This is a genomic window from Beduinella massiliensis, from assembly GCF_900199405.1.
Taxonomy (GTDB): Bacteria; Bacillota; Clostridia; order Christensenellales; family Aristaeellaceae; genus Beduinella; species Beduinella massiliensis.
Window position 1 is genome coordinate 1618591 of record NZ_LT963430.1, and the last position, 19611, is coordinate 1638201.

The window sequence follows — 19611 nt, forward strand, 5'->3', positions numbered from 1 at the left end:
GGACGTGGATATTTGGGAAAAGCTGCGCATCTTATCGGACGCCGCCAAGTACGACGCCGCCTGCACCTCCAGCGGTGTCTCTCGCAAGGGAAGCGGCGGGCTCGGCAACGCGGTCAGCTACGGCATCTGCCACAGCTTTGCAGCCGACGGGCGGTGCATATCGCTGCTCAAGGTGCTGATGAGCAACGCCTGTATCGGCGACTGCAAGTATTGCCAATCCCGCAGCTCAAACGACTGCGAGCGTGCGACGTTTACGCCGGACGAACTGGCGGATTTGACGATCTCCTTTTACCGGCGAAATTACATCGAGGGGCTGTTTCTCTCCTCGGGCATCGTAAAGTCGCCCGACCATACGACCGAGATGATGATCCGCGCGCTTTCCAAGCTGCGCAACGTCTATGGGTTCCGCGGCTACATTCACGCCAAGGCGATTCCCGGCGCATCGCCCCTGCTGGTGGAACGGCTGGGGCTGTTGGTGGATCGCATGAGCGTCAACATCGAGCTGCCGAGTTCCGGGTCGCTGAAGGCCCTCGCGCCGCACAAGACGAAGCAGTCCATCCTTTCGCCTATGGCCCAGATTCGCGACCGGGCGGTGCAGAGCCGTCAGGAGCTCGCGCTCTATCGCTCGGCCCCGCGCTTCGCGCCCGCTGGGCAAAGCACGCAGATGATCGTGGGGGCCTCGCCGGAGACGGACATGCAGATTCTTCACCTCACCCAGGCGCTGTACAAAAGGTACAGCCTGCGGCGGGTCTTCTATTCAGCCTATATCCCAGTGGGAGACAAGCGGCTGCTGCCGGTCAAGGCTCCGCCGCTTCTGCGCGAGCATAGGCTTTATCAGGCGGACTGGCTGCTGCGTTATTACGGGTTTACGGCGGATGAAATCCTGGAACAGAATGCGCAGATGCTCGACCCGCGGCTCGACCCCAAGTGCGCCTGGGCGCTGCGCCACCGGGATCACTTTCCGGTGGACGTGAACCGCGCGCCCATCGAGATGCTGCTGCGCGTGCCAGGCGTCGGCGTCACCTCGGCGCAGCGCATCGTCGCCGCGCGCAGGGAAGCGTCGCTGACGTTTGACGGGCTCAAAAAGCTGGGCGTCGTCACAAAGCGGGCGCAGTTTTTTGTCGCCTGCAAAGGGGGCGTGCAGCCCGGCCTGCGCGCCGGGGAGGACGCGGTTTACCGTCAGCTTGCGCGGGAGAGCCGCGTACCCGGCCTCATGGGCGGGGAGCAACTCTCTCTCTTCGACGGCAGGCCGCAGCTTTTACTGGGAGGGGATTGACGTGGAATACGTATACGACGGCACCCTGGACGGACTGCTTTGCTGCATCTTCCGCGCGTTTGAACGGCGGGAGACGCCCGAGGAGGTGCATCCGCGCATGCCAAGCCAGCTGTCGCTGCTGGGCGCGCCCGTCTGCGTCGAAACGGAGGAAGCGCGCGCCCGGCGCGTGGAGGCGGGCATCGCGCGCACGGGCGGCATGCAGGCGCTCTCGGCGGTGCGCGACGCGGTCTATTCCGCAAACCCGCACGCGGGGCGCGACGCGGTTCGCTACGCACGGCTCGTCTTCCGTTACGGCCCGGCGGTGCACGATCTGCTGACCGACGATACGCTGCTTTGCGTCCGGGACACGTCCCAAAAGCTCTGGCGCGAGGTAGGGCAGCTCCGCGAGTTTCTCCGGTTCCGCGAGCTCGAAAACGGCGTATACATCGCAGAAATGACGCCGGAAAACGACGTGACGGAGCTGCTGATGCCTCATTTTGCAGACCGGTTTGGGGACATGTCCTTCATCCTGCACGACCGGGGGCGAAAGAAGGCGGGCGTGTTCGACACGCGCGGCTGGGTAATCGCCTCCTCCGAGCAGATGCGCCTGCCTGAAATCAGCGCACGGGAGGCGCGGTATCAGTCGATGTGGAAGCTTTTTTATGAGACGATCGCGATCAAAGCACGCGAGAACCCGCGTCAGCGCCGCCAGTTCATGCCCAAGAAGTATTGGCGCGACCTGCCGGAGATGCAGGGCCCGGCGGTCTTTCGCTGACCCTGGATGCTTACGCCCTTTTCCGCAATCGGCTTTCCACGAAGTCCGCGGCGGCGTTAGCGCCGCCCGCGCGCTTAAAGCTGTCCGCGATGCGGCGGGCGCTTTGCGTGTAGGCGGCGTCGCCCAGGAGCGTATCGACCGCCCGGCGGATCGCCTCGGGGCGGTTTTCCTTTAAGAAGAGGCCCGCGCCCAGATCGGCCGTCCGGTTGGCTACGCCGCTCTGTTCGGCGGTCTGCGGGAAGAGCACCAGCGGTACGCCGAAATAAAGGCTTTCGCTGACGCTGTTCATCCCGCAGTGCGAGAGGAAGGCGTCGGCGCTCTGCAACACCGCCGTCTGCTCGACATGCCCATATACGGATACGCTTTCGGGCAGAGGGCCCAGCGCGGCGATGTCGGTTCCATCGCCTACGGACAGGAGGGCGCGGTACGTACCGTCCGAAAAAGCTTCCACGCAGTTTTGATAGAAGTCGGGCATGCGGTTGTTGACGGTGCCCATGGAGATGTAAATCGTCTTTCTCGAATCCCTCTTAAACGGCTGCGGTACATGGAGGGAGGGGCCGACGAAGGCGTAGTGCTCGGAAAACGTATCCGAACGGGGCTGAAAAGCCTTTGAGGTGTAGACGAGGGTATCCGTCTCGTCGTCATTTTGGATGAGGGAAAGCAGGTTTTTGACCGGGTACCCGTGCGATTGAAGCAGCTTCAAATCGCGACGGACGCTAGGCATCGCCGCGATCATGGAAAAAACCTGCGAAAGGCTCGGCTTCATGATTCGGGCAGAATAGCGGTTGAAGGCGAAGGTGGTGGTGGACGAGATGAAGGGAATGCCCAGCTTGAGCGCTGCAAACTTTCCCCACGCGGCCATGGAATCCGCGATTACGCAGTCCGGACGCCACTTTTTCAGCGTCTCGCAGACCATTCCATCCAGCGCCAGGGTCGTCTGAACGAGCAGCTTGATGGAAAAGCCCATGTCCTTTCCGACGCGCGCGGCATCCTCAGGACGCAGGTTCATCTCTACGTCATACGGGTCGCAGGCGATGAACGTTGCGCCGGCGGCCTCGATTTTTTCTCGAAACGCCTGATAGGAGAAGTATAGGACGTCGTGCCCGCGGCGGGTGAGCTCGCGGACGACCTCTAGGGTTGGGTTCGTATGCCCGTGCGCGGGAATACAGAAAAAAGCGATTTTGGACATGATGCACCTCCTGAAGGGCTGTCGGTTTAGGCAGGGCAGTCAATCGGTTTCGCCCGCCTGTTTGATCGCCTCCGCGAAGGCTACGGAATCCTCTTCCTGCTGATCCGGGTAGAGTTCCTTCGCCTTTCCGGCAAAGATGGCGTCCGCGATGCTGGAAAATATCGCGTACCGTTCCAACGCGATACCTTTTTCCGCGTCCGCGAGCAATATCAGGGTGTCGCCCGGGGCGATCTGAAAAAGATCCCGAACCTCCTTGGGGATGACGATTTGCCCTTTGGGGCCGACCTTGACCGAGCTCATGAACTTGCCGTCCTTCACAGTGGCTTTCATGCCGTCGCCTCCTTGAAAGTATAATTTGTATTACTAGTTATACTATTCTGCGCTGGATTTGTCAAGTGAAACCCGACGCGTCCGCTCTGCGGTTTGACCCAGGGAAGATCGTGCTTGCGGGAAGACGCGGGGTATGATACCATAGGATAAAAGCGCGGAAGGAGACCTCCCATGTCGCAGATCACCAAGAGAGCGCTGGCCGAAGCGCTCAAACGTCAGCTTGAGCAGCGCCCGCTCGAAAAGATCACCGTCAAGGATCTGACCGACGAGTGCGGCCTTAACCGCCAGACGTTCTACTATCACTTTCAGGATATTTACGACCTGCTCGGCTTCACGTTTAAGGAAGAGGCGGAGCGCACTTTGGGGGAGAACCGCACCTATGAAAGCTGGCAGGAGGGCTTCCTCAACGCCCTGTGCTACGTGCAGAACCACCGGCGCATGGTGGAAAACGCCTATCACTCCATCGGCCGCGAGCATCTGGAAGCCTATCTGTACAGCGTCGTGTTCGAGCTGCTGATGGGCGTGCTGGACGGACAGGCGCGGGGGATGCGGGTATCGCAGGACGACCGGCGCTTCATCGTCGATTTCTACATGTATGCTTTCGTAGGCGTAGTGCTGGAATGGATTCGCAGCGGGCAGAAGGAGGAGCCGCGCGCGCTGACGGAGCGGCTTGCGCGGCTGATCGAGGGGGACTTTAAGCGCGCGCTGGAAAAGTTCAGCGCCTGAATGCGACAAGCAGGGGTCTTTGTCTAAAGTTCATACAGATCGCGAGCGGTGCCTGAATTTTCGGCACCGCTCCTTCTTTGTCTATGGATGGCCGTTTTTGCTGCCGGTACAATGCAGGATAGATATCATTGTGCTGGAGATGAGATGCGATGAGCAAAGCTTATTTTGTGGGCGGCGGACTGGGCACGCTGGCGGCGGCCGCGGACTGCCTGCGCAAGCGGGGCATGCGGGGCGGCGATTTGTTCGTCTATGAGACGGCAGGCGACGGACGGATGCTGCGCTTGCGGGGGATGGACGGACCGAGGCCATCCGATAAGGGCGAGACGCTGCCGGAACGACTGGACGGCCTGTGTGCGGGGGCGCAGACGGCGCCTTGCGTATGGAAGACGCTGCGGGACGGTGAGCTGCGCGCCGCAGCGCCCGAAGGGGAAGCGCCTGCCCTGTGGGAATGGCTGCTGTCGCAGTCGTCGCTGGTGCGTCCGTTACGGGCGTTCCTCGTCGACTCGGACGTCCATTTTATCCGGCAGACCGTGACCGACCTCGAATTCGAGGAGGGAGAGGAGACCGCCGTCACCGCGCTGTACACCACGGACGGCAGGCGCGAGGAGATGGTGCAGCTGCACGAGGGCGACCTGTGCTTCTTCTCGCCCGGACAGGGTGACTGTGCTGCCTGGGCGGACGCGGCGCGCCTGCCCGGTTCCGCGCCGGCATGTCCGGACGTGGCCGTTCTCTGGCGGCGAATCGCCGCGCGCCGCCCGGGTTTGGGCAACCCGGAGGCTTTTTTTACCATGCCGGAGACGACGGAGCGCGCGCTTTTGCTCGTACACGGCCTTCGCATATCATGCGGGCAGCTTGAACGTCTGGCGGCGGCGGATGCGATCGTGAAGCTGGAAGGAACGCCCTGGGAGATGTCGATGCGCGTGCAGGGGGCGCGGGGCGCGCGTTCGATTTGCGCGTGCTGTCTGCGTCCGGGCGCAAGGGGCGCGCTTACGGGAAAACCGATGCGGGCCTGCAGCGGTCTGGAGGCCGCGCGGGAGCTGCTCGGCGCGATCGGAGAGGGGATGAGCCTGCCGAATCGGGAAGCGGATGTCTTTTTCGGCATCCTGCCCTATGCGGGCGCGCCGCTCCTTGCGGGAACGGAGGCCGCACGCCCGCGCATGCTGCCCGTGCAGTCCGAAAATCTGGCGGTGCTGGGGCCGTTCGTCTCTGGAAGCTTTTCGCCGGTCCGGACGCTGCTGGATGCGAGGCGTGCAGTGGAAGCGCTCAGCCGCCCGCTCCCTGCGGCGGCCGGGCGGGACTTTTTTCGCCGTAGTCCCTCGGCGTTTGCGGACGAATAAGAATTTTGCCGGATGAAGGAAAACGAGGACGCGGACGCGAAAGAGTATGCCAAACCTTTCATGCAGGAACGACGACAAAGGAGAGGGGCAAATAAAGATGAACGTGGGCATTTGCATCGAGCATACGGAAAGCGGCATGCGGAAAAAGTTTCACGACGCGGCGGCGAAGGGATTTGCGCATTGCCAGCTGATCAGCTGGGCGCTGGGGCTGTGGACGGAGGAAGAAGCGGAGCGCATCCGTGCATACGCGAGCGAGAGCGGCGTCGCGATAACGGCCTTCTGGTGCGGCTGGGCGGGCCCGCGGATCTGGAACTTCACGGACGGGCCGGAGACGCTGGGGCTGGTGCCGGCGGCGTATCGCTTTGCGCGCATGCAGAACCTGATGGACGGGGCGGACTTTGCCCAGCGTCTGGGTGTGAAGGACGTGGTGAGCCACATGGGGTTCATTCCGGAATCGCCGAACGACCCGAACTACGCGGGGTTCGTGTCGGCGATACGCGCGGTGGCGGGGCACCTGAAGGGGAACGGGCAGAACCTGCTGTTCGAGACGGGGCAGGAGACGCCGGTGACGATGCTGCGCTGCTTTGAGGACGTGGGGACGGGGAACCTGTACGTGAACCTGGACCCGGCGAACCTGATCCTCTACGGCAAGGCGAACCCGGTGGACGCGCTGTGCGTGTTCGGGGGCTACGTGCGCGGGGTACACGCGAAGGACGGGCTGTACCCGGTGAACGGGCGGGAGCTGGGCACGGAGGTCAAGATCGGCACGGGCAGGGTAGACTTTCCCGCGCTCGTGCGGTCGCTGGGCGAGCTGGGGTACGAGGGAAGCCTGACCATCGAGCGGGAGATCGAGGGCGAGGAACAGATTCGCGACATACTGGAGGCGAAGGAATACCTGAGCGGCCTGATCGCCGCGCTGTAAGGGAGGAAGAAGAAGATGCTGAAGGTAGGAATCGTGGGAACGGGCGGCATCAGCCAGTCGCACCTGACGGGATGGGCCGCTGTTCCGGAGGCGAAGCTCGCGGCGGCGTGCGACATCAGGGCGGAGCAGGTCGATCCGGTGGGGGAGAAGTACGGCTGCCGGGTGTATTACGACCTGGACGAGATGCTGAAGGGCGAGGAGCTGGACGTGCTGGACATCTGCCTGCCGACGTACCTGCACGCGGACGCGGCGGTGAAGGCGATCGGGCGGGGGATCAACGTGCTGACGGAAAAGCCGGTTTCGCTGCGGCGTGCGGACGTGCGGCGCGTGTACGGCGCAGCGCGGGAGAAGAGCGTGCGCGTGATGGTGGCGCAGGTGCTGCGGTTCTGGCCGGAGTACGAGCGGCTGAAGGAAGCGGCGGATAGCGGCGAGTACGGCAGACTGCTCAGCGGCAGCATGACGCGGCTGGGCAACACGCCGAAGTGGAGCTGGGACGACTGGATGAAGGATCCGGAGCGCAGCGGACTGGTGCCGTTCGACCTGCACATCCACGACCTGGACTTCATGATCTACGCGTTCGGGACGCCGGAGAGCGTCGCGTGCAGCCGCGCGGGGAACGAGCGCCAGGACTACCTGAACGTGATCTACCAGTACCCGGGGTTCTTCATAAACGCGGAGGCGGCGTGGTACGACTGCGACTACGCGTTCACGGCGGGATACCGCTTCCAGTTCGAGAAGGCGGTGATGGAGTTCAAGGCGGGAACGCTGACGATCTACCATCAGGATGGGCGCGTGGAGACGTGCGCGCAGGAAGAGGACGCGGCGGAGAACGGCATCAACCTGCCGCGCAGCAACGCGTACTACAACGAGATCCGTTACTTTGCGGACTGCGTGCTCGCGGGCAAAGACTGCGACCGGGTGCGCCCGGAAGAGCTGGAGGCCGTGCTCGACACCATCGAAAAGCTGTAAAATAGGTTTCACAAATACGGCTGTGCGGGAAAAACGTTCTTGCGCCTGCCGGCGAAGCGCGTAGGATAGAGAAAAGATATACGCAGGGAGAAACGTATCATGAGGATTTTAATTATTCGCCATGGAGAGCCGGATTATGCGATTGACTCCTTGACGGATAAGGGATGGAAGGAAGCGGAGCTGCTGAGCCGCAGGCTGGTGCGCGAACGGATGGACGCGATTTACGTCTCTCCCCTGGGCCGGGCGCAGGATACGGCCAGGCCCACGCTGGATAAGCTGCACCGCACAGCGCGGGTGCTGCCGTGGCTGCAGGAGTTTCCTGGTCGAGCCGCCGATCCGGATACAGGGGATCAACGGATTCCGTGGAACCTGAGGCCGCAGTATTGGACAGCGCAGCCTGAGCTGTACGACCGGGATGCATGGCGGAACAATGCATTTTACTGTACGGGAGATGTGGCGGCGGTCTATGACGAAGTTGCCGGTGGAATAGATGCGTTGTTGGCCGGGTATGGGTATCATCGGGCGGGCGGCGTGTACTGCTGCCAGAGGAACGACGAAACCACTTTGGCGCTGTTTTGCCACTTTGGCCTCGGCATGGCGTTGCTGTCCCACCTGCTTGGTGTGTCGCCTACGGTGATGTGGCAGTGCTTCTTCATGCCCACCAGCTCCGTCACTACCCTGATTACAGAGGAGAGGGTGCGGGGCGAGGTCTTCTTCAAGTGCATGCAGTTAGGCGATACGTCGCACCTGTATGCCGAAGGCGAGCCGGTGTCCCATTCAGGGCTGTATTGCGAGGTATACGGCGCAGGCGACGTAAAGGAAGCACAGTGAAAGGCGGGCAAGGGCGCCTTTTGCAGGCGCGGAGCGGCAGGCAATCCATCCACCAGATCATCCGCACCGTGGTGCTGCTGTTTTTCTTGAGCTTTGCGGCGGTGAGCCTCATCGGCAATCAGTTGCTGTACAACGCGTACAGCAACGGTTTTGCTGCGCAGCAGGGCGAGATATACGAGCGGTACTTCTCTCAAATCGAAACAAACCTGAGGGAAGCGGAGCGCGTCTCCCTCCAGCTTGTTTCCAGTGAAACGATCCAGCAGGCGTTAGGTACGATTGCGCAGGCGCAGGGACAGACGCTGGCCAATGCACGAACCGCCCTGCACTCCGCAATCACCTCTACGGTGGGGAACGCGTTCTATTTTGCGCGCAACGTAGTGCTGAAGGACACGCGAGGCTTTTGTTACAGCTATGGCGGGGTGGTGAACAAAAACGAGTTGATCGACCAGGTGGAGACGCTGCTTGATAACACGTCGGATGACGGCAGGATGGCTTGGTTTGGGATGGTCAGCGGAGGCAGAGAGTATATGGTCCTGACCCGCGCTATCCGTGAATCCCGGCAATTAAGCTTAAAGGTGCTGGGCTATGAGGCCGTTTGCGTAGACGTACAATCCATGCTGGCAGGCATCGATCGGGGTGCGGAGCCCCTGCTGGAAATGACGGAAATCTACATGGACGGTCTGCGATTGTATCGCGGCGGCCAATGCCCGGAGCTGCCGGAGGACGACGTGGCCGCCATTGAGGACAAACAGCTGATGACTCTGAAGGGGAGCACGATTTTCGTAACCAAGACGGCGGTATTTGATGGACGGATTGTGTTAGTCAATTATGCGAACTTTGACCGGATTACCCAAACCCTGCGCTTCAGCCGCACGGTGCTGCTGCTGGCGGTGCTGGCGCTTTCCCTGCTGTTGATGCTGGCGACGCTGCGAACGATCGACGGGGTGCTGCGGCGGCTCGATAAGCTGGCTGCGGCGGTGGAACACGTGGGCACGGACGACCTGCGGGTGAAGCTGGATCTGGAGCTGCTGGAAAGCAGGGATGAGATTGGCCTGCTGGCGCGGCATTTTCAACGCCTGATGAATCAGGTGGATGAATTGGTCAATCAAAAGCTGAAAAAGCAGCTGTACGCCGCGCAGGCGCAGAACAGGATGCTGCAGGCGCAGATTCGACCGCATTTTCTCTATAACACATTGGAAACCATTCATGCCATGGCGGTGAAGAGCGGAGACGTGCAGATCGGCCGCATTTCTATGTGCTTGTCGAAGTTGGTGCGAGCGTCTTATCGTGGCTCCATGCATGTACCCCTGCGCGATGAAATCGACTTTGTGCAGCAATATCTGACGATCTACCGCATTCGCTTTGGGGAGCGGCTGCGCGCACGGATCGATTACAACGACGCCGACGAGGAAATCCTGCTTCCGCAGATGACACTGCAGCCGCTGATGGAAAACTCGGTACGCTACGGATTGATGACAAAGATGGAGCGGGGGGTGATCCGCCTGCGCATCCGCCGCCGACGCAACCAGCTTGTCATCAGCCTGTATGACAACGGAATGGGTTTCCCACCGGAGGTTGTCGAAAGGTATAACCATCTGCAGTTGGAAGATGAGCTGGAAATCCATGGATACGGCAACGTTCTGCAACGCCTGCGGTATACCTACGGCGAGGAGGCTCATGTGCAGGTGCGCAGCAGGCAAGGGCACTGGACCAATCTGGCGATAACGATCCCCGATGTGCTGCCCGCGCGGTTGAGAGAGGAGGCGACACAACCTGTACAAGATTCTGCTGGTGGATGACGAGCCCATGATTCTGGAGCACACCCGGAATCTGCTGCCTTGGGAGACGCTGGGCTGCACTGTGGTCGGTACCGCTGACAACGGAACGGACGGGGCCGATTGTATCCGCCGCTTGCGCCCCGACGTCGTGATAACGGATGTGGTGATGCCCGGCCAGGGGGGACTGGAGATGATCGACGCGGTGAGCGCGGAGGTGCCCTGCAAATTTATCATTATCTCCGGCTATCAGGAGTTTGAGTATGTGCGCCACGCGCTACGGGCGGGAGTGGTGGATTATCTGCTCAAGCCCATCACGGCGACTGATCTGCAGGAGGTGCTCATGCGTATGCTGCACCCCGAAAAGATAGAGGAAAGCTACGACAGCCGCTATGGGACGGTGATCGCAAAGACCCTCCGCTGTATCGACGAGCATTATTCCGAACCGGAGTTTTCTCTGAGCTGGATCTGCGAAAACGAGCTGTTTATGAACGAAACCTATGTCGGACGGCTATTTCAGAAGCGCACGGACATGAAGTTCACCGCTTGGGTGACCAGGAAGAAGTTGGAGGAGGCGGTACGCCTGCTGACCACAGTGCCGGATATCACCGTGGGGGAAGTGGCGGAGCGGGTTGGCTTTGTGACGTCGAAGTACTTTATTGAAGTGTTCAAGAAAAACATGGGCATGTCGCCGGGGCAGTACAGACAGAAGCAGATGAAGGCGGGAGAGCGGCTGCCTGGGGAAGGATGAACAGAGCAAGTAGCCTTCGGGGACGTGGCATTTTATCCAAGGGGAAGGGTGAAGAGGTCTTTTCTAAATCATAAGCGGCATCGGCCGCTCAGACCGTTGACAAAGTATCGTCTTGTAAAAGGGGATGCATGAAGGGGAGACTTCCCCTTCATATGAAATCGTATCGACCGGCTTTGCCGGTCGGGCGGGGCGTTTTCCGTAGTCAAATGCGCAGCATTTGCGGAGGAAAACATCTCCCGTGACATTCGTGCAAAATGTTTATTCATTTTGCACGAGGCCATCGACTTTGTCGATGGCCAGAGCGGCATCGGCCGCTTTTCTTTTTTGCCGTCGAATGTGCAAATTGCCCGTTTTTATGCCGAAGAAGCTATACGAAAGTCTGTTTTTTGGTGTTTTAAGTCAGAGTTGAGTGAATGACATTTGTCGAAACCCCCATTATAATGAAGAAAAATTGATCGTTCTATACAGGAACGGCAAAAATGGGAGGTATTTTTCATGAAAAAGCTGGGTGCTATGCTGATCGCCGTCGTCATGCTGATGACCGCTACCTGCGCTTTGGCTGTGGATGAACCGCTGCGGTTGACCTGGTGGGGCTCCGAATCCTCCAACGCCTTATACCTATCCGTGTCTGACATGTTCCAAGAAGCTACTGGCATTGAATATGAAGCAGAGTACCTGTCCTGGGACGATTACTGGACCAAACTGAACACCCTGGCCGCGGCCAACGACCTGCCCGACTGCCTCCGCATGGACTATCAGTACATTAAGAGCTATGTGGACAAGGGACTGTTAATGGACCTTACGCCTCTGGTGGAAAGCGGCGCCATCGACCTGAGCAACGTGCCTGATAGCGCCGTCAGCGGTGGCCGCTTTGATGGCGGACTGTACGGCATCAACGCGGGCTCCAACTCCCTGGGCCTGGCGCTGAACGCCAAACTGATTACCGACGCTGGCATGGAGGTACTGCCCAACGAAGCGACGTGGGCGGAGTTCGAGCAATGGGTGCTGGACTTCCACACAGCCACGGGCCTGTTTGGCACCGACCTGTGGGGAATGCGCGACTATAATGGCACCTTCCGCGTATTCGCCCGCGAACAGGGGCAGGAGCTATACAACGAAGAGCAGACCGAACCGGGCTACGACGTGTCCACGCTGGCGGAATACTTCGCCTCTGTAAAGCGCATGCATGACGCGGGAGCCGTGCAGAACGTGTCTGAAATTACTGTAGACGTGGGACGTGAGAATCAGCCCTTCTCCAAGGGAACGGCTGCGACCATTACCACCACCACCGACAGCTTCACCACCTATTACAGCATGGTGAAGGACGCCTATGGACCTACCGAATTGCACGTAATACCCGGAGCCGCGGGCACCAAAGCCATGTTTGTCAAACCTTCTCAGTTCCTTAGCATTGCCGCTACTGCGTCCGATGTGGAGGATGCCGCTGCTTACATCGACTACTGGTGCAACGACGAGGCTGCCAACCTGTTCATAGCCGGGCGACGCGGCGTACCGATTGCTTCCAACATGGCCGGTATCGTGGGGGATTCCCTGGACGAGGCATCCAAGGTTACTTTCGACTACATGGTTTTCATGGCGGACTACGCGTCTGACCTGTATGCGCCCGATCCCATTGCACATAGTGAGATCAGCAGTGAGTTCAACAACACCCTGGCTACCGTCCTCTTTGGAGAAATGACCCCTGAGGAAGGCGCACAGCACCTGTATGACTTTGCGGTCAAGACCTTGGGCGAGTAACTTGCCGTGAAGCATGAGGGCGCGGGGAATGCGGCAATCAAGATGCTTCCCCGCGCCCGTTTTATGGATTCCTGTTTGAATGAAAGAAAGGGCGATTGACGATGGCAGCAGTACTCATGAAAAAGCCGGTGTCGCAAGGGGCACGCTTAAGACGGAGACGAGACAACCTGGCGGGCCTGGCGTTTATTTCGCCGTGGCTGTTTGGCCTGCTCGCCTTCACGTCTATCCCCATGCTCTACTCTTTGTATCTTTCCTTTACGAAGTTTGATGGGTTGGGAAGTCCGACCTGGTACGGAATGAACAACTACGTCAACATGCTGGGAGATGGAGTCTTCTGGAAGTCCCTGGGCGTCACCTTTAAATATGTGCTCATTCTGGTTCCGCTGCGGCTGGCGACGGCGTTGGGCGTGGCCATGGTGCTGGCGAGCAATCATCGGGGGATCGGCGTTTATCGCACGGTATACTACATTCCATCCTTGCTCAGCGGCAGCGTGGCCATTGCCATCATCTGGTCGAAGCTGTTCGGAACAGACGGCGCCATAAACGGCATCATCACCGCGTTGACGGGCAAAGCCTTCGCCTTTAACTGGGTAGGCGAGCCGTCAACAGCGCTTTATTCCTTGATCCTGCTGGGCTGCTGGCACTTCGGTTCTTCGATGCTGATCTTCGTGTCCGGCATCAAGCAGATTCCGGGCAGCTATTACGAGGCAGCGCTGCTGGACGGCGCAACGCCCTGGCAGAGGTTCCGTCATATCACGCTGCCTATGCTGACCCCCGTAATCTTTTTCAACTTGATCATGGGCTTCATCAACGCGTTCAAGGCCTTCTCCGAAAGCCTGATTATCACAGATGGCGGCCCAATGAATACCACTATGCTGTTTGCACTTTACATTTACAAGCAGGGCTTCTCCTACTTTAAGATGGGATATGCTGCCGCCATGTCCTGGATCCTGCTGATTATCATCTCCGTGTTCTCGATCTTTATCTTCAAGAGCTCGGACGGATGGGTACATTACGAAGCGTAAGGGAGGAGGAAAGGCATGATGCGTATCTCAGCACGAACGGCCAGAAAAGGCGCTGCTTTCCATGCGTTGGCTATTCTCTTTGGCATCATTATGATTTACCCGCTGGTGTGGATGCTGTCCAGTTCGCTTAAGCCTAATGAAGAAGTGTTCACTACCGTGACCAGCCTCATTCCTTCCCGATTTGTATGGGAGAATTATGCGGTGGGGTGGCAGTCTGCCGGGAGATATACCTATGCGACCTACTTTAAAAATTCCTTTCTTATTTCGATCCTGTCTACTTTGGGCGGCGTAGTATCCTCCTCGGTAGTGGCCTATGCCTTTGCGCGGATTCCTTTTTCGGGGCGCAAGGCCTGTTTTACCATCCTCATGGGCACCATGCTGCTGCCCGCGCAGGTGCTGCTGATTCCGCAGTACGTGATGTTTAAAACGCTCGGCTGGGTCAATACCTTTCTGCCCATCGTCGTACCGCAATTTTGCGGGGTCCCCTTTTTCATTTTCTTGAACATCCAGTTTATGCGCGGTGTGCCGCGGGAGCTGGATGAGGCGGCAGAGATTGACGGGTGCGGTTGGTGGAAGAAGTATTCCACGGTGATGATACCTCTGTCCAAGCCCTCCCTGATCACGTCGGCCATCTTCGCGTTTTACTGGTCATGGCAGGAGTTTCTCGGCCCGCTGATTTACTTGAGCAAGCCGGCGATGTACCCTGTATCCATTGCGCTGAAAATGTTCTCCGATCCCTCGACCCAGACGAACTGGTCCGGCCTGTTCGCCATGACGACTTTATCCATCGTACCCGTGCTGTTGGTGTTCATGTTCTTTCAGAAGTATCTGGTGGAGGGCGTAGCTACCACGGGTCTGAAAAGCTGAACCGACTGGCTCCACAGCGCCCCTGCCGATGGCATATAGCCCGGTGAGGGCGCTGCCTGCGTTGCCGATGGAAGGAGCGGTTGTAGGCGGATTCGTGTGGAGTATGAAAACGACAGCGGGGATAAAGGAAAGACTGTCGGATTTACAAACCCAAAAGGCCAGGATTTTCCAGCAGGGATCATGGACTTTGCCGATAATCATCTGAGGGGGCCGTTGCACAAAAAGACCGTAACAAGAAAATGAAAAAATGGACTGTATCCCGATAAACGGACAATGAAATAAGAGACCTCCTGTTGTAGAATGTAAGAAGCAAACTACGACAGGAGGTTTATTGTATGAGGCAAAAATACACGAAGGTACAAGGCCTTATTGAAACAATACGCGAGCGGAAAATCACAGGCGAAACGAATCGTGAAATCGGAGCCAGCCTTGGGCTAACGAAGAAACAGGTTGAGCAACTAGTCAATCGAGAAAACCGTAGAGAACGATTAATCGCAAAGGGCGATGTACCTCGCCCTAAAGGCCGTCCGCGTAAAATGCCGGAGAACGGGGAAATCCAGCAGAATAATGAATTGGTAAAACTGCGTATGCAGGTGGAACTGCTGCGAAATTTTCTGTTAGAAGTTGGAAGGAGGTGAAGTTGAAATATCGAGTTATAGAACGTTTTCGCAACATTTATCCTATCGTCACAATGTGTGAAGTATTTGAAGTTTCCCGAAGTGGGTATTATGCTTGGCGTAAAAAGCAAGAAAAGACGCCGAAAGATCAGTGGTTGGTCGATCTGATTGTGGAATGTCAACAGCAGTGCAACCAGACCTACGGCATCCGCCGTGTTCGTCTCTGGATCCAGCGGAAGAAAAGAAAAAATGTAAATCTTAAAGCACTTCTGCGCGTCATGCGCAAGACCAATCTGCTTGCACAGATTCGGCGGCAAAGAAGATATACTCAACATCAGCAAAACGTGTACAAATGCCCAAACCTATTGCAGCGTGCCTTTGAACAGCAACGGCCCAATCGTTTCTGGTCAACAGATATCACCTATATCCCCACACCACAGGGAATGCTGTATATGTGTGCGGTGATTGACCTTTGTGGTCGAATGGTGTTGGCCTATCGCATTGGTGGCGACATGGCCGCATCGCTGGTTACTCAGACGATCCGAGACGCTATGATAACAGAGAAGGTCACTGATGGACTCGCGCTCCACAGTGACCAAGGGTCTCAATACACCTCCGAAGCATACTTCGACCTAAGCAAAGAATATCACTTTCAACCCTCTATGTCCAGTCCCGGATGTCCATACGACAATGCTGCTATGGAGAATTTCTTCGGAACGCTTAAATCGGAATGCCTTTATCGTGCCCATTATTCTACTCGCGCAGAGGTAGAGGAGTTGGTTGCACAATATGTCCACTTCTACAACTTCGAACGCATTAACCTGAAATACGGCCTTACTCCCTATGAAATCAGGTGCAACGCCGCGTAAGGTTGCGTAATTCTACAATATCCTTTTATTTTCCTGTCCGTTCAACTGGATACAGTCCAATCGAGAGCAAAGCGAATCGATATACGTTCGTGTGGCGAAAAAGAGTAGAACGGGAACTGAAGAAAATCAAAGAGAAGCTGAAAAAATACCGAACGGAAGAACATGGATACACGACGATGAAAAAGGCACAGGCATATTTGGATGAATTGAATCGGGAGATTGCCCAAGCGAATATCGAGGTGAAGAAAGGCCGCGGACATCATAAACCCACGATTGTACGTTTACGGGACGAGGTTCAAGAGCTTGTTCGGCGTTGGATGGATTATGAAGAAAAGCTCAAGACCTTGGGAGACGGGCGAAACAGCTTTTCAAAAACAGATCCGGATGCAACGTTCATGCACATGAAGGAAGATCATATGCGCAACGGGCAGTTGAAGCCGGGATACAACGTACAGTTTGCAGTCAACAGCGAATACATCACAGGAATCGGAGTTTTTTCGGCCAGAACGGATTATTCAACGCTTTCCATCCTGTTGAAAACCATGGAAGAATGGCAGAAGGCTATCTACAAAAGAGTCTGTTTGGATTCGGGTTATGAAAGCTTGCTCAACTACCGGCATCTGGCAGGGAACAAGCAGCTGGCATACATCAAGCCCAATAACTACGAAGCCATAAAAGAGAAAAAGTTCAAGGCGCAGATCGGACGCAGAGAGAACATGGCATATTACGAACCGGGGGACTATTTCCTGTGCAAAGCCGGAAGGATGCTGGTGCGGATTTCGACAACAACCGAAAAGGAAAAAGACGGTTCCCTGAAAGAATTGGCGCATTACCGCTGTGAGGATTGCTGTGCGTGTCCACATCGTGCGGCATGCTGTAAAGCCAAGGATCCCGAAAAGCAAAAGGAACTGGTTGTCTGCTGGGAAATGGAACATCTGCGCAAAGCTTCACTGGAACGAATCACATCAGAGGAAGGAAAACTGCTTCGGGTGAACCGCTCCATTCAGGCAGAAGGCAGCTTTGGTCAACTCAAGCATAACCGCAATTTCAAGCGCTTTTTGACCGGTGGTCATATCAAGGTGATGACGGAGCTATGCCTTCTTGCCCTCTCACAGAACATCCGTAAGCACATTTCCAAATGCAACGCCCAAAGGCAGAAAACGCATCTTCTGCGTCCCAAAGCGCTGCTGAAATTCTGATTTCCCAGAAAAACTGTTTTTGTTCATAAAAAACAGACGCCCTAAAAATACGATTGTGTTGGACGTCTATTTGCTGTTCGATTATTTGCTGAAATTGGCTGCGTTGTGACCATAAAAGAGTACAACAATGGCGGTGCCGCAGATTTTTTTAATCTGCAACACCGCCCTGCACTTAATTGTATTTTACGAATCGCTTACATCAGCTTTTCCAAAAGTTCGTCAGCGATTTTTGCCCAGTCTTTCTTGGTGGTAGCGCCCATAACGGTTTTGATTACCTCGCCTGTGTCGTTGAGGAAAAAGCTGGTGGGGAAGGCGGTCACACTTGGCAAGGTGTCAGAGAGGAGCTTTTCGCCGGGGACGACGATAGGGTAGGTCACGCCGGTCTTTGCCACGATCTCTTTTGCCAGTTCTAGCAGCTCCTGGTTGATCTCGCCCTTTTCGTTTACGACGTCGGCCACGACACCTACGACCTGGAATTTCTTCCCTGAATCGGCAAATTCCTTGTTCAGCTCCTCCAGGTGGGGCATTTCCGCCAGGCAGGGATTGCAGAAGGTCGCCCAGACGTTCACCATTGTGATTCCGCCCTTGACCAACAAATCCTCCGGCAGGGCGTTGCCGTCAAGGCTGGTTCCGTCCAACGCAAGACTGGGGAACATTTCGGCGCTGTCCGCGTAGTACATTTCGGCGGTATGATCGCTTGCTAGCATTGCCTTGTCGCCGGAGTCCTTCAAAATCTCGTTGGCCTGCTCCACCAATTTTTCCGCTTCCTCCGCCGTGGCGCAGGTGACGGTTCCACCCAGGTAATAGCCGCTGACGCTTTCGCCGGTCAGCTTTACGATATCCTCAGGGGTTACGAAAATCTCATATAGCGGCGCGTTCTCCTCGGTGAGTCCGCCAATCCTGCCCTTTTCGCTGTAGCCGTACAAACCGGTGATTTCATACTCGGCCTGGCCAAGCGGCGTATCCAGCGTCACCTTATCGCCCACCTTTTTGCCGTTCCTATGGGCCCAGGACGCTGGAACCACGCAGCCACCGGTGGAACCGTCCGCGGGCAATTTGCCCTCGGTCAGCTCGTAGGTGACAAACAGCCCCTTCTCCTCCAGTTCAGGTTCGCCGCTGAGCAGCATGTCTGAACTGTCGCCCAGTGTCACATCATCGATATAGCCTTCGATGTGATTTGGGCACTCCACGCCGGGAAGTGTCATCACCTTGCGCCACGTATCGTAGCTGAGCAGCTTGTCTGTGCTAAAGCGCACGCTGCGCTCCATCAGCGCCTGCTCCTGGTCGGAGATGGGGTCCTGTGTCACCATGTCGTCCAGGGAAGGGGCCCCATCCTCGCCGGGAATGAACACGGGCTCGGCGAGGATGCAGGTAGCCAGCGAGAAGGTCAAGCACAGGGCCAGCAAGAATGTCAATAGCTTTTTCATCGTTAATTTCCTTTCTTTCTTCGAGCGTTAGACTTTTTCTCCTAAGCCGGATTTTTTGGCGCAGGTCTTAGAACAGGAGGCGCAAGAGGTTGTGCAGGCGGGTGTACGCGATTTCTTGCACGTGCCAAAGCTCCATGAGAGGGCCCCGGTGGGACAGGCCCGCACGCAGTCGCCGCAGCGGATGCACTCGATGCTGTTTGGCGTCTTCCGGGGATCCACGCCCATCTTGCATACCTTTTTGCAGACGCCGCAGTCCACGCATTGCTCCTTGTCCACGCGCATGTGGTAGAGTGAAATGGGGTTAAACACGCCGTAGACTGCGCCCAGAGGGCAAAGAAACTTGCAAAATGGCCGGTAGATGAACATGGAGAGCACCAAGATGGACAGCAGCAGGAAAACCTTCCAACTAAACAGCCAGCCGACGGCGGCTTGTAAATTGGGATTGCCCGCCACTAGGGGAATGCCACTCAGCAAGGTGCCTGAGGGGCAAATCCACTTGCAGAACCAGGGGTCTCCCTGGCCGATGATGTTCACCGCGAACATGGGCAGCAGCAGCACGAACACTGCAAGGATGACGTACTTGAGGTACTTCAGGATTCTTTCGCCTGGCAGCTTTTTGAGCTTTGGCACGGGGATTTTATGCAGCAAATCCTGAACCAACCCGAAGGGGCAGAGGAAACCGCAGATCAACCGGCCACAGAAAGAGCCCACGGCCACTAAAATACCGATGATGTAAAAGGAAAACTGATATTTCCGGCTGCCGACGACCGCCTGCAGGGCGCCGATGGGACAGGCCCCTAGCGCGCCGGGGCAGGAGTAGCAGTTAAGCCCCGGTACGCAAAGCGCTTTCGTGGGACCGGTGTAGATTTTCGACTGGAGAAATCCGTTTACGTACCCATTGGTCAACGCGGCGAATAGAATCTGCACCCAGAGGCGAATGCCTTTTTTCGGCCGCCTGTCCCCGATATTTTCTTTATGCTTCATAGGCC

At 57.2% G+C, this 19611-nt stretch carries 20 protein-coding genes; 16 read left to right on the forward strand and 4 right to left on the reverse strand.

Going from position 1 to position 19611, the window contains the following annotated elements:
• The first annotated feature begins 4 nt into the window (after positions 1–4).
• Positions 5–1276 carry a putative DNA modification/repair radical SAM protein gene (locus C1725_RS07980; RefSeq protein WP_102411100.1) on the forward strand — a complete coding sequence of 424 codons (1272 nt, stop codon included), beginning with the start codon at positions 5–7 and terminating at the stop codon, positions 1274–1276.
• Position 1277: 1 nt separating this feature from the next.
• Positions 1278–2030 (forward strand): TIGR03915 family putative DNA repair protein, encoded by a 753-nt coding sequence (locus tag C1725_RS07985; protein WP_346026463.1) that lies wholly within the window; start codon positions 1278–1280, stop codon positions 2028–2030.
• Positions 2031–2040: 10 nt separating this feature from the next.
• Here the strand turns inward: C1725_RS07985 and C1725_RS07990 are convergent, their stop codons facing one another.
• A complete protein-coding gene (locus C1725_RS07990; RefSeq protein ID WP_102411102.1) occupies positions 2041–3219 on the reverse strand; it encodes a macrolide family glycosyltransferase in 1179 nt (392 codons plus the stop codon).
• A gap of 39 nt (positions 3220–3258) precedes the next feature.
• On the reverse strand, positions 3259–3549 hold the full coding sequence (locus C1725_RS07995; RefSeq protein ID WP_102411103.1) for an AbrB/MazE/SpoVT family DNA-binding domain-containing protein: 291 nt from the start codon (positions 3547–3549) through the stop codon (positions 3259–3261).
• A 171-nt stretch (positions 3550–3720) separates the two neighbouring features.
• Here C1725_RS07995 and C1725_RS08000 point away from each other — a divergent pair, with 171 nt between their 5' ends.
• The 14 genes from C1725_RS08000 to C1725_RS08060 all read left to right on the forward strand — a co-directional run bounded on the left by C1725_RS08000 (position 3721) and on the right by C1725_RS08060 (position 17195).
• Positions 3721–4275 carry a TetR/AcrR family transcriptional regulator C-terminal domain-containing protein gene (locus C1725_RS08000; protein ID WP_102411104.1) on the forward strand — a complete coding sequence of 185 codons (555 nt, stop codon included), beginning with the start codon at positions 3721–3723 and terminating at the stop codon, positions 4273–4275.
• A gap of 149 nt (positions 4276–4424) precedes the next feature.
• Positions 4425–5612, forward strand: coding sequence for an oleate hydratase (locus C1725_RS08005; protein WP_102411105.1), 1188 nt, complete (start codon positions 4425–4427; stop codon positions 5610–5612).
• Between the two features lie 97 nt (positions 5613–5709).
• Entirely contained in the window at positions 5710–6534 is an 825-nt protein-coding gene (locus tag C1725_RS08010) for a TIM barrel protein (protein ID WP_102411106.1), read from the forward strand.
• A gap of 15 nt (positions 6535–6549) precedes the next feature.
• Entirely contained in the window at positions 6550–7503 is a 954-nt protein-coding gene (locus C1725_RS08015) for a Gfo/Idh/MocA family oxidoreductase (protein ID WP_102411107.1), read from the forward strand.
• Positions 7504–7602: 99 nt separating this feature from the next.
• Positions 7603–8334: a histidine phosphatase family protein gene (locus C1725_RS08020; RefSeq protein ID WP_102411108.1), complete on the forward strand. Its 732-nt coding sequence runs from the start codon at positions 7603–7605 to the stop codon at positions 8332–8334.
• Positions 8331–10133 (forward strand): histidine kinase, encoded by a 1803-nt coding sequence (locus C1725_RS08025; protein WP_102411109.1) that lies wholly within the window; start codon positions 8331–8333, stop codon positions 10131–10133. Before C1725_RS08020 ends, C1725_RS08025 begins: the two co-directional genes overlap by 4 nt.
• 7 nt (positions 10134–10140) lie before the next feature.
• Entirely contained in the window at positions 10141–10860 is a 720-nt protein-coding gene (locus tag C1725_RS08030; RefSeq protein WP_146009189.1) for a helix-turn-helix domain-containing protein, read from the forward strand.
• 495 nt (positions 10861–11355) lie between these two features.
• A complete protein-coding gene (locus C1725_RS08035) occupies positions 11356–12618 on the forward strand; it encodes an extracellular solute-binding protein (protein ID WP_102411111.1) in 1263 nt (420 codons plus the stop codon).
• Between the two features lie 101 nt (positions 12619–12719).
• A complete protein-coding gene (locus tag C1725_RS08040) occupies positions 12720–13643 on the forward strand; it encodes an ABC transporter permease subunit (RefSeq protein WP_102411112.1) in 924 nt (307 codons plus the stop codon).
• A 15-nt stretch (positions 13644–13658) separates the two neighbouring features.
• A complete protein-coding gene (locus C1725_RS08045) occupies positions 13659–14510 on the forward strand; it encodes a carbohydrate ABC transporter permease (RefSeq protein WP_346026464.1) in 852 nt (283 codons plus the stop codon).
• 96 nt (positions 14511–14606) lie between these two features.
• Complete coding sequence (locus C1725_RS19280) at positions 14607–14753, forward strand: hypothetical protein (RefSeq protein WP_346026465.1); 147 nt, start codon at positions 14607–14609, stop codon at positions 14751–14753.
• A gap of 92 nt (positions 14754–14845) precedes the next feature.
• A complete protein-coding gene (locus C1725_RS08050) occupies positions 14846–15148 on the forward strand; it encodes a hypothetical protein (RefSeq protein ID WP_102410003.1) in 303 nt (100 codons plus the stop codon).
• 2 nt (positions 15149–15150) lie between these two features.
• The gene (locus C1725_RS08055; protein WP_102411113.1) at positions 15151–15996 is read left to right on the forward strand and encodes an IS3 family transposase; all 846 of its coding nucleotides are present in this window, start codon (positions 15151–15153) and stop codon (positions 15994–15996) included.
• Positions 15997–16172: 176 nt separating this feature from the next.
• Positions 16173–17195: a transposase gene (locus tag C1725_RS08060; protein ID WP_102411114.1), complete on the forward strand. Its 1023-nt coding sequence runs from the start codon at positions 16173–16175 to the stop codon at positions 17193–17195.
• Positions 17196–17389: 194 nt separating this feature from the next.
• On the opposite strand, the gene C1725_RS08065 is transcribed toward C1725_RS08060, so the two are convergent.
• Together C1725_RS08065 and C1725_RS08070 are read right to left on the reverse strand one after the other, a co-directional pair.
• A complete protein-coding gene (locus C1725_RS08065; protein ID WP_346026466.1) occupies positions 17390–18610 on the reverse strand; it encodes a TlpA family protein disulfide reductase in 1221 nt (406 codons plus the stop codon).
• 39 nt (positions 18611–18649) lie between these two features.
• Positions 18650–19606: a 4Fe-4S binding protein gene (locus C1725_RS08070; protein WP_102411116.1), complete on the reverse strand. Its 957-nt coding sequence runs from the start codon at positions 19604–19606 to the stop codon at positions 18650–18652.
• Positions 19607–19611: the final 5 nt, after the last annotated feature.

Excerpts from the sequence above, each read along its gene's own strand:
- C1725_RS07990 (WP_102411102.1), bottom strand. The coding sequence starts at position 3,219 with ATGTCCAAAATCGCTTTTTTCTGTATTCCCGCGCACGGGCATACGAAC.
- C1725_RS07995 (WP_102411103.1), bottom strand. The coding sequence starts at position 3,549 with ATGAAAGCCACTGTGAAGGACGGCAAGTTCATGAGCTCGGTCAAGGTC.
- C1725_RS08000 (WP_102411104.1), top strand. The coding sequence starts at position 3,721 with ATGTCGCAGATCACCAAGAGAGCGCTGGCCGAAGCGCTCAAACGTCAG.
- C1725_RS08005 (WP_102411105.1), top strand. The coding sequence starts at position 4,425 with ATGAGCAAAGCTTATTTTGTGGGCGGCGGACTGGGCACGCTGGCGGCG.
- C1725_RS08010 (WP_102411106.1), top strand. The coding sequence starts at position 5,710 with ATGAACGTGGGCATTTGCATCGAGCATACGGAAAGCGGCATGCGGAAA.
- C1725_RS08015 (WP_102411107.1), top strand. The coding sequence starts at position 6,550 with ATGCTGAAGGTAGGAATCGTGGGAACGGGCGGCATCAGCCAGTCGCAC.
- C1725_RS08020 (WP_102411108.1), top strand. The coding sequence starts at position 7,603 with ATGAGGATTTTAATTATTCGCCATGGAGAGCCGGATTATGCGATTGAC.
- C1725_RS08030 (WP_146009189.1), top strand. The coding sequence starts at position 10,141 with ATGATTCTGGAGCACACCCGGAATCTGCTGCCTTGGGAGACGCTGGGC.
- C1725_RS08035 (WP_102411111.1), top strand. The coding sequence starts at position 11,356 with ATGAAAAAGCTGGGTGCTATGCTGATCGCCGTCGTCATGCTGATGACC.
- C1725_RS08040 (WP_102411112.1), top strand. The coding sequence starts at position 12,720 with ATGGCAGCAGTACTCATGAAAAAGCCGGTGTCGCAAGGGGCACGCTTA.
- C1725_RS08045 (WP_346026464.1), top strand. The coding sequence starts at position 13,659 with ATGATGCGTATCTCAGCACGAACGGCCAGAAAAGGCGCTGCTTTCCAT.
- C1725_RS08050 (WP_102410003.1), top strand. The coding sequence starts at position 14,846 with ATGAGGCAAAAATACACGAAGGTACAAGGCCTTATTGAAACAATACGC.
- C1725_RS08060 (WP_102411114.1), top strand. The coding sequence starts at position 16,173 with ATGAAAAAGGCACAGGCATATTTGGATGAATTGAATCGGGAGATTGCC.
- C1725_RS08070 (WP_102411116.1), bottom strand. The coding sequence starts at position 19,606 with ATGAAGCATAAAGAAAATATCGGGGACAGGCGGCCGAAAAAAGGCATT.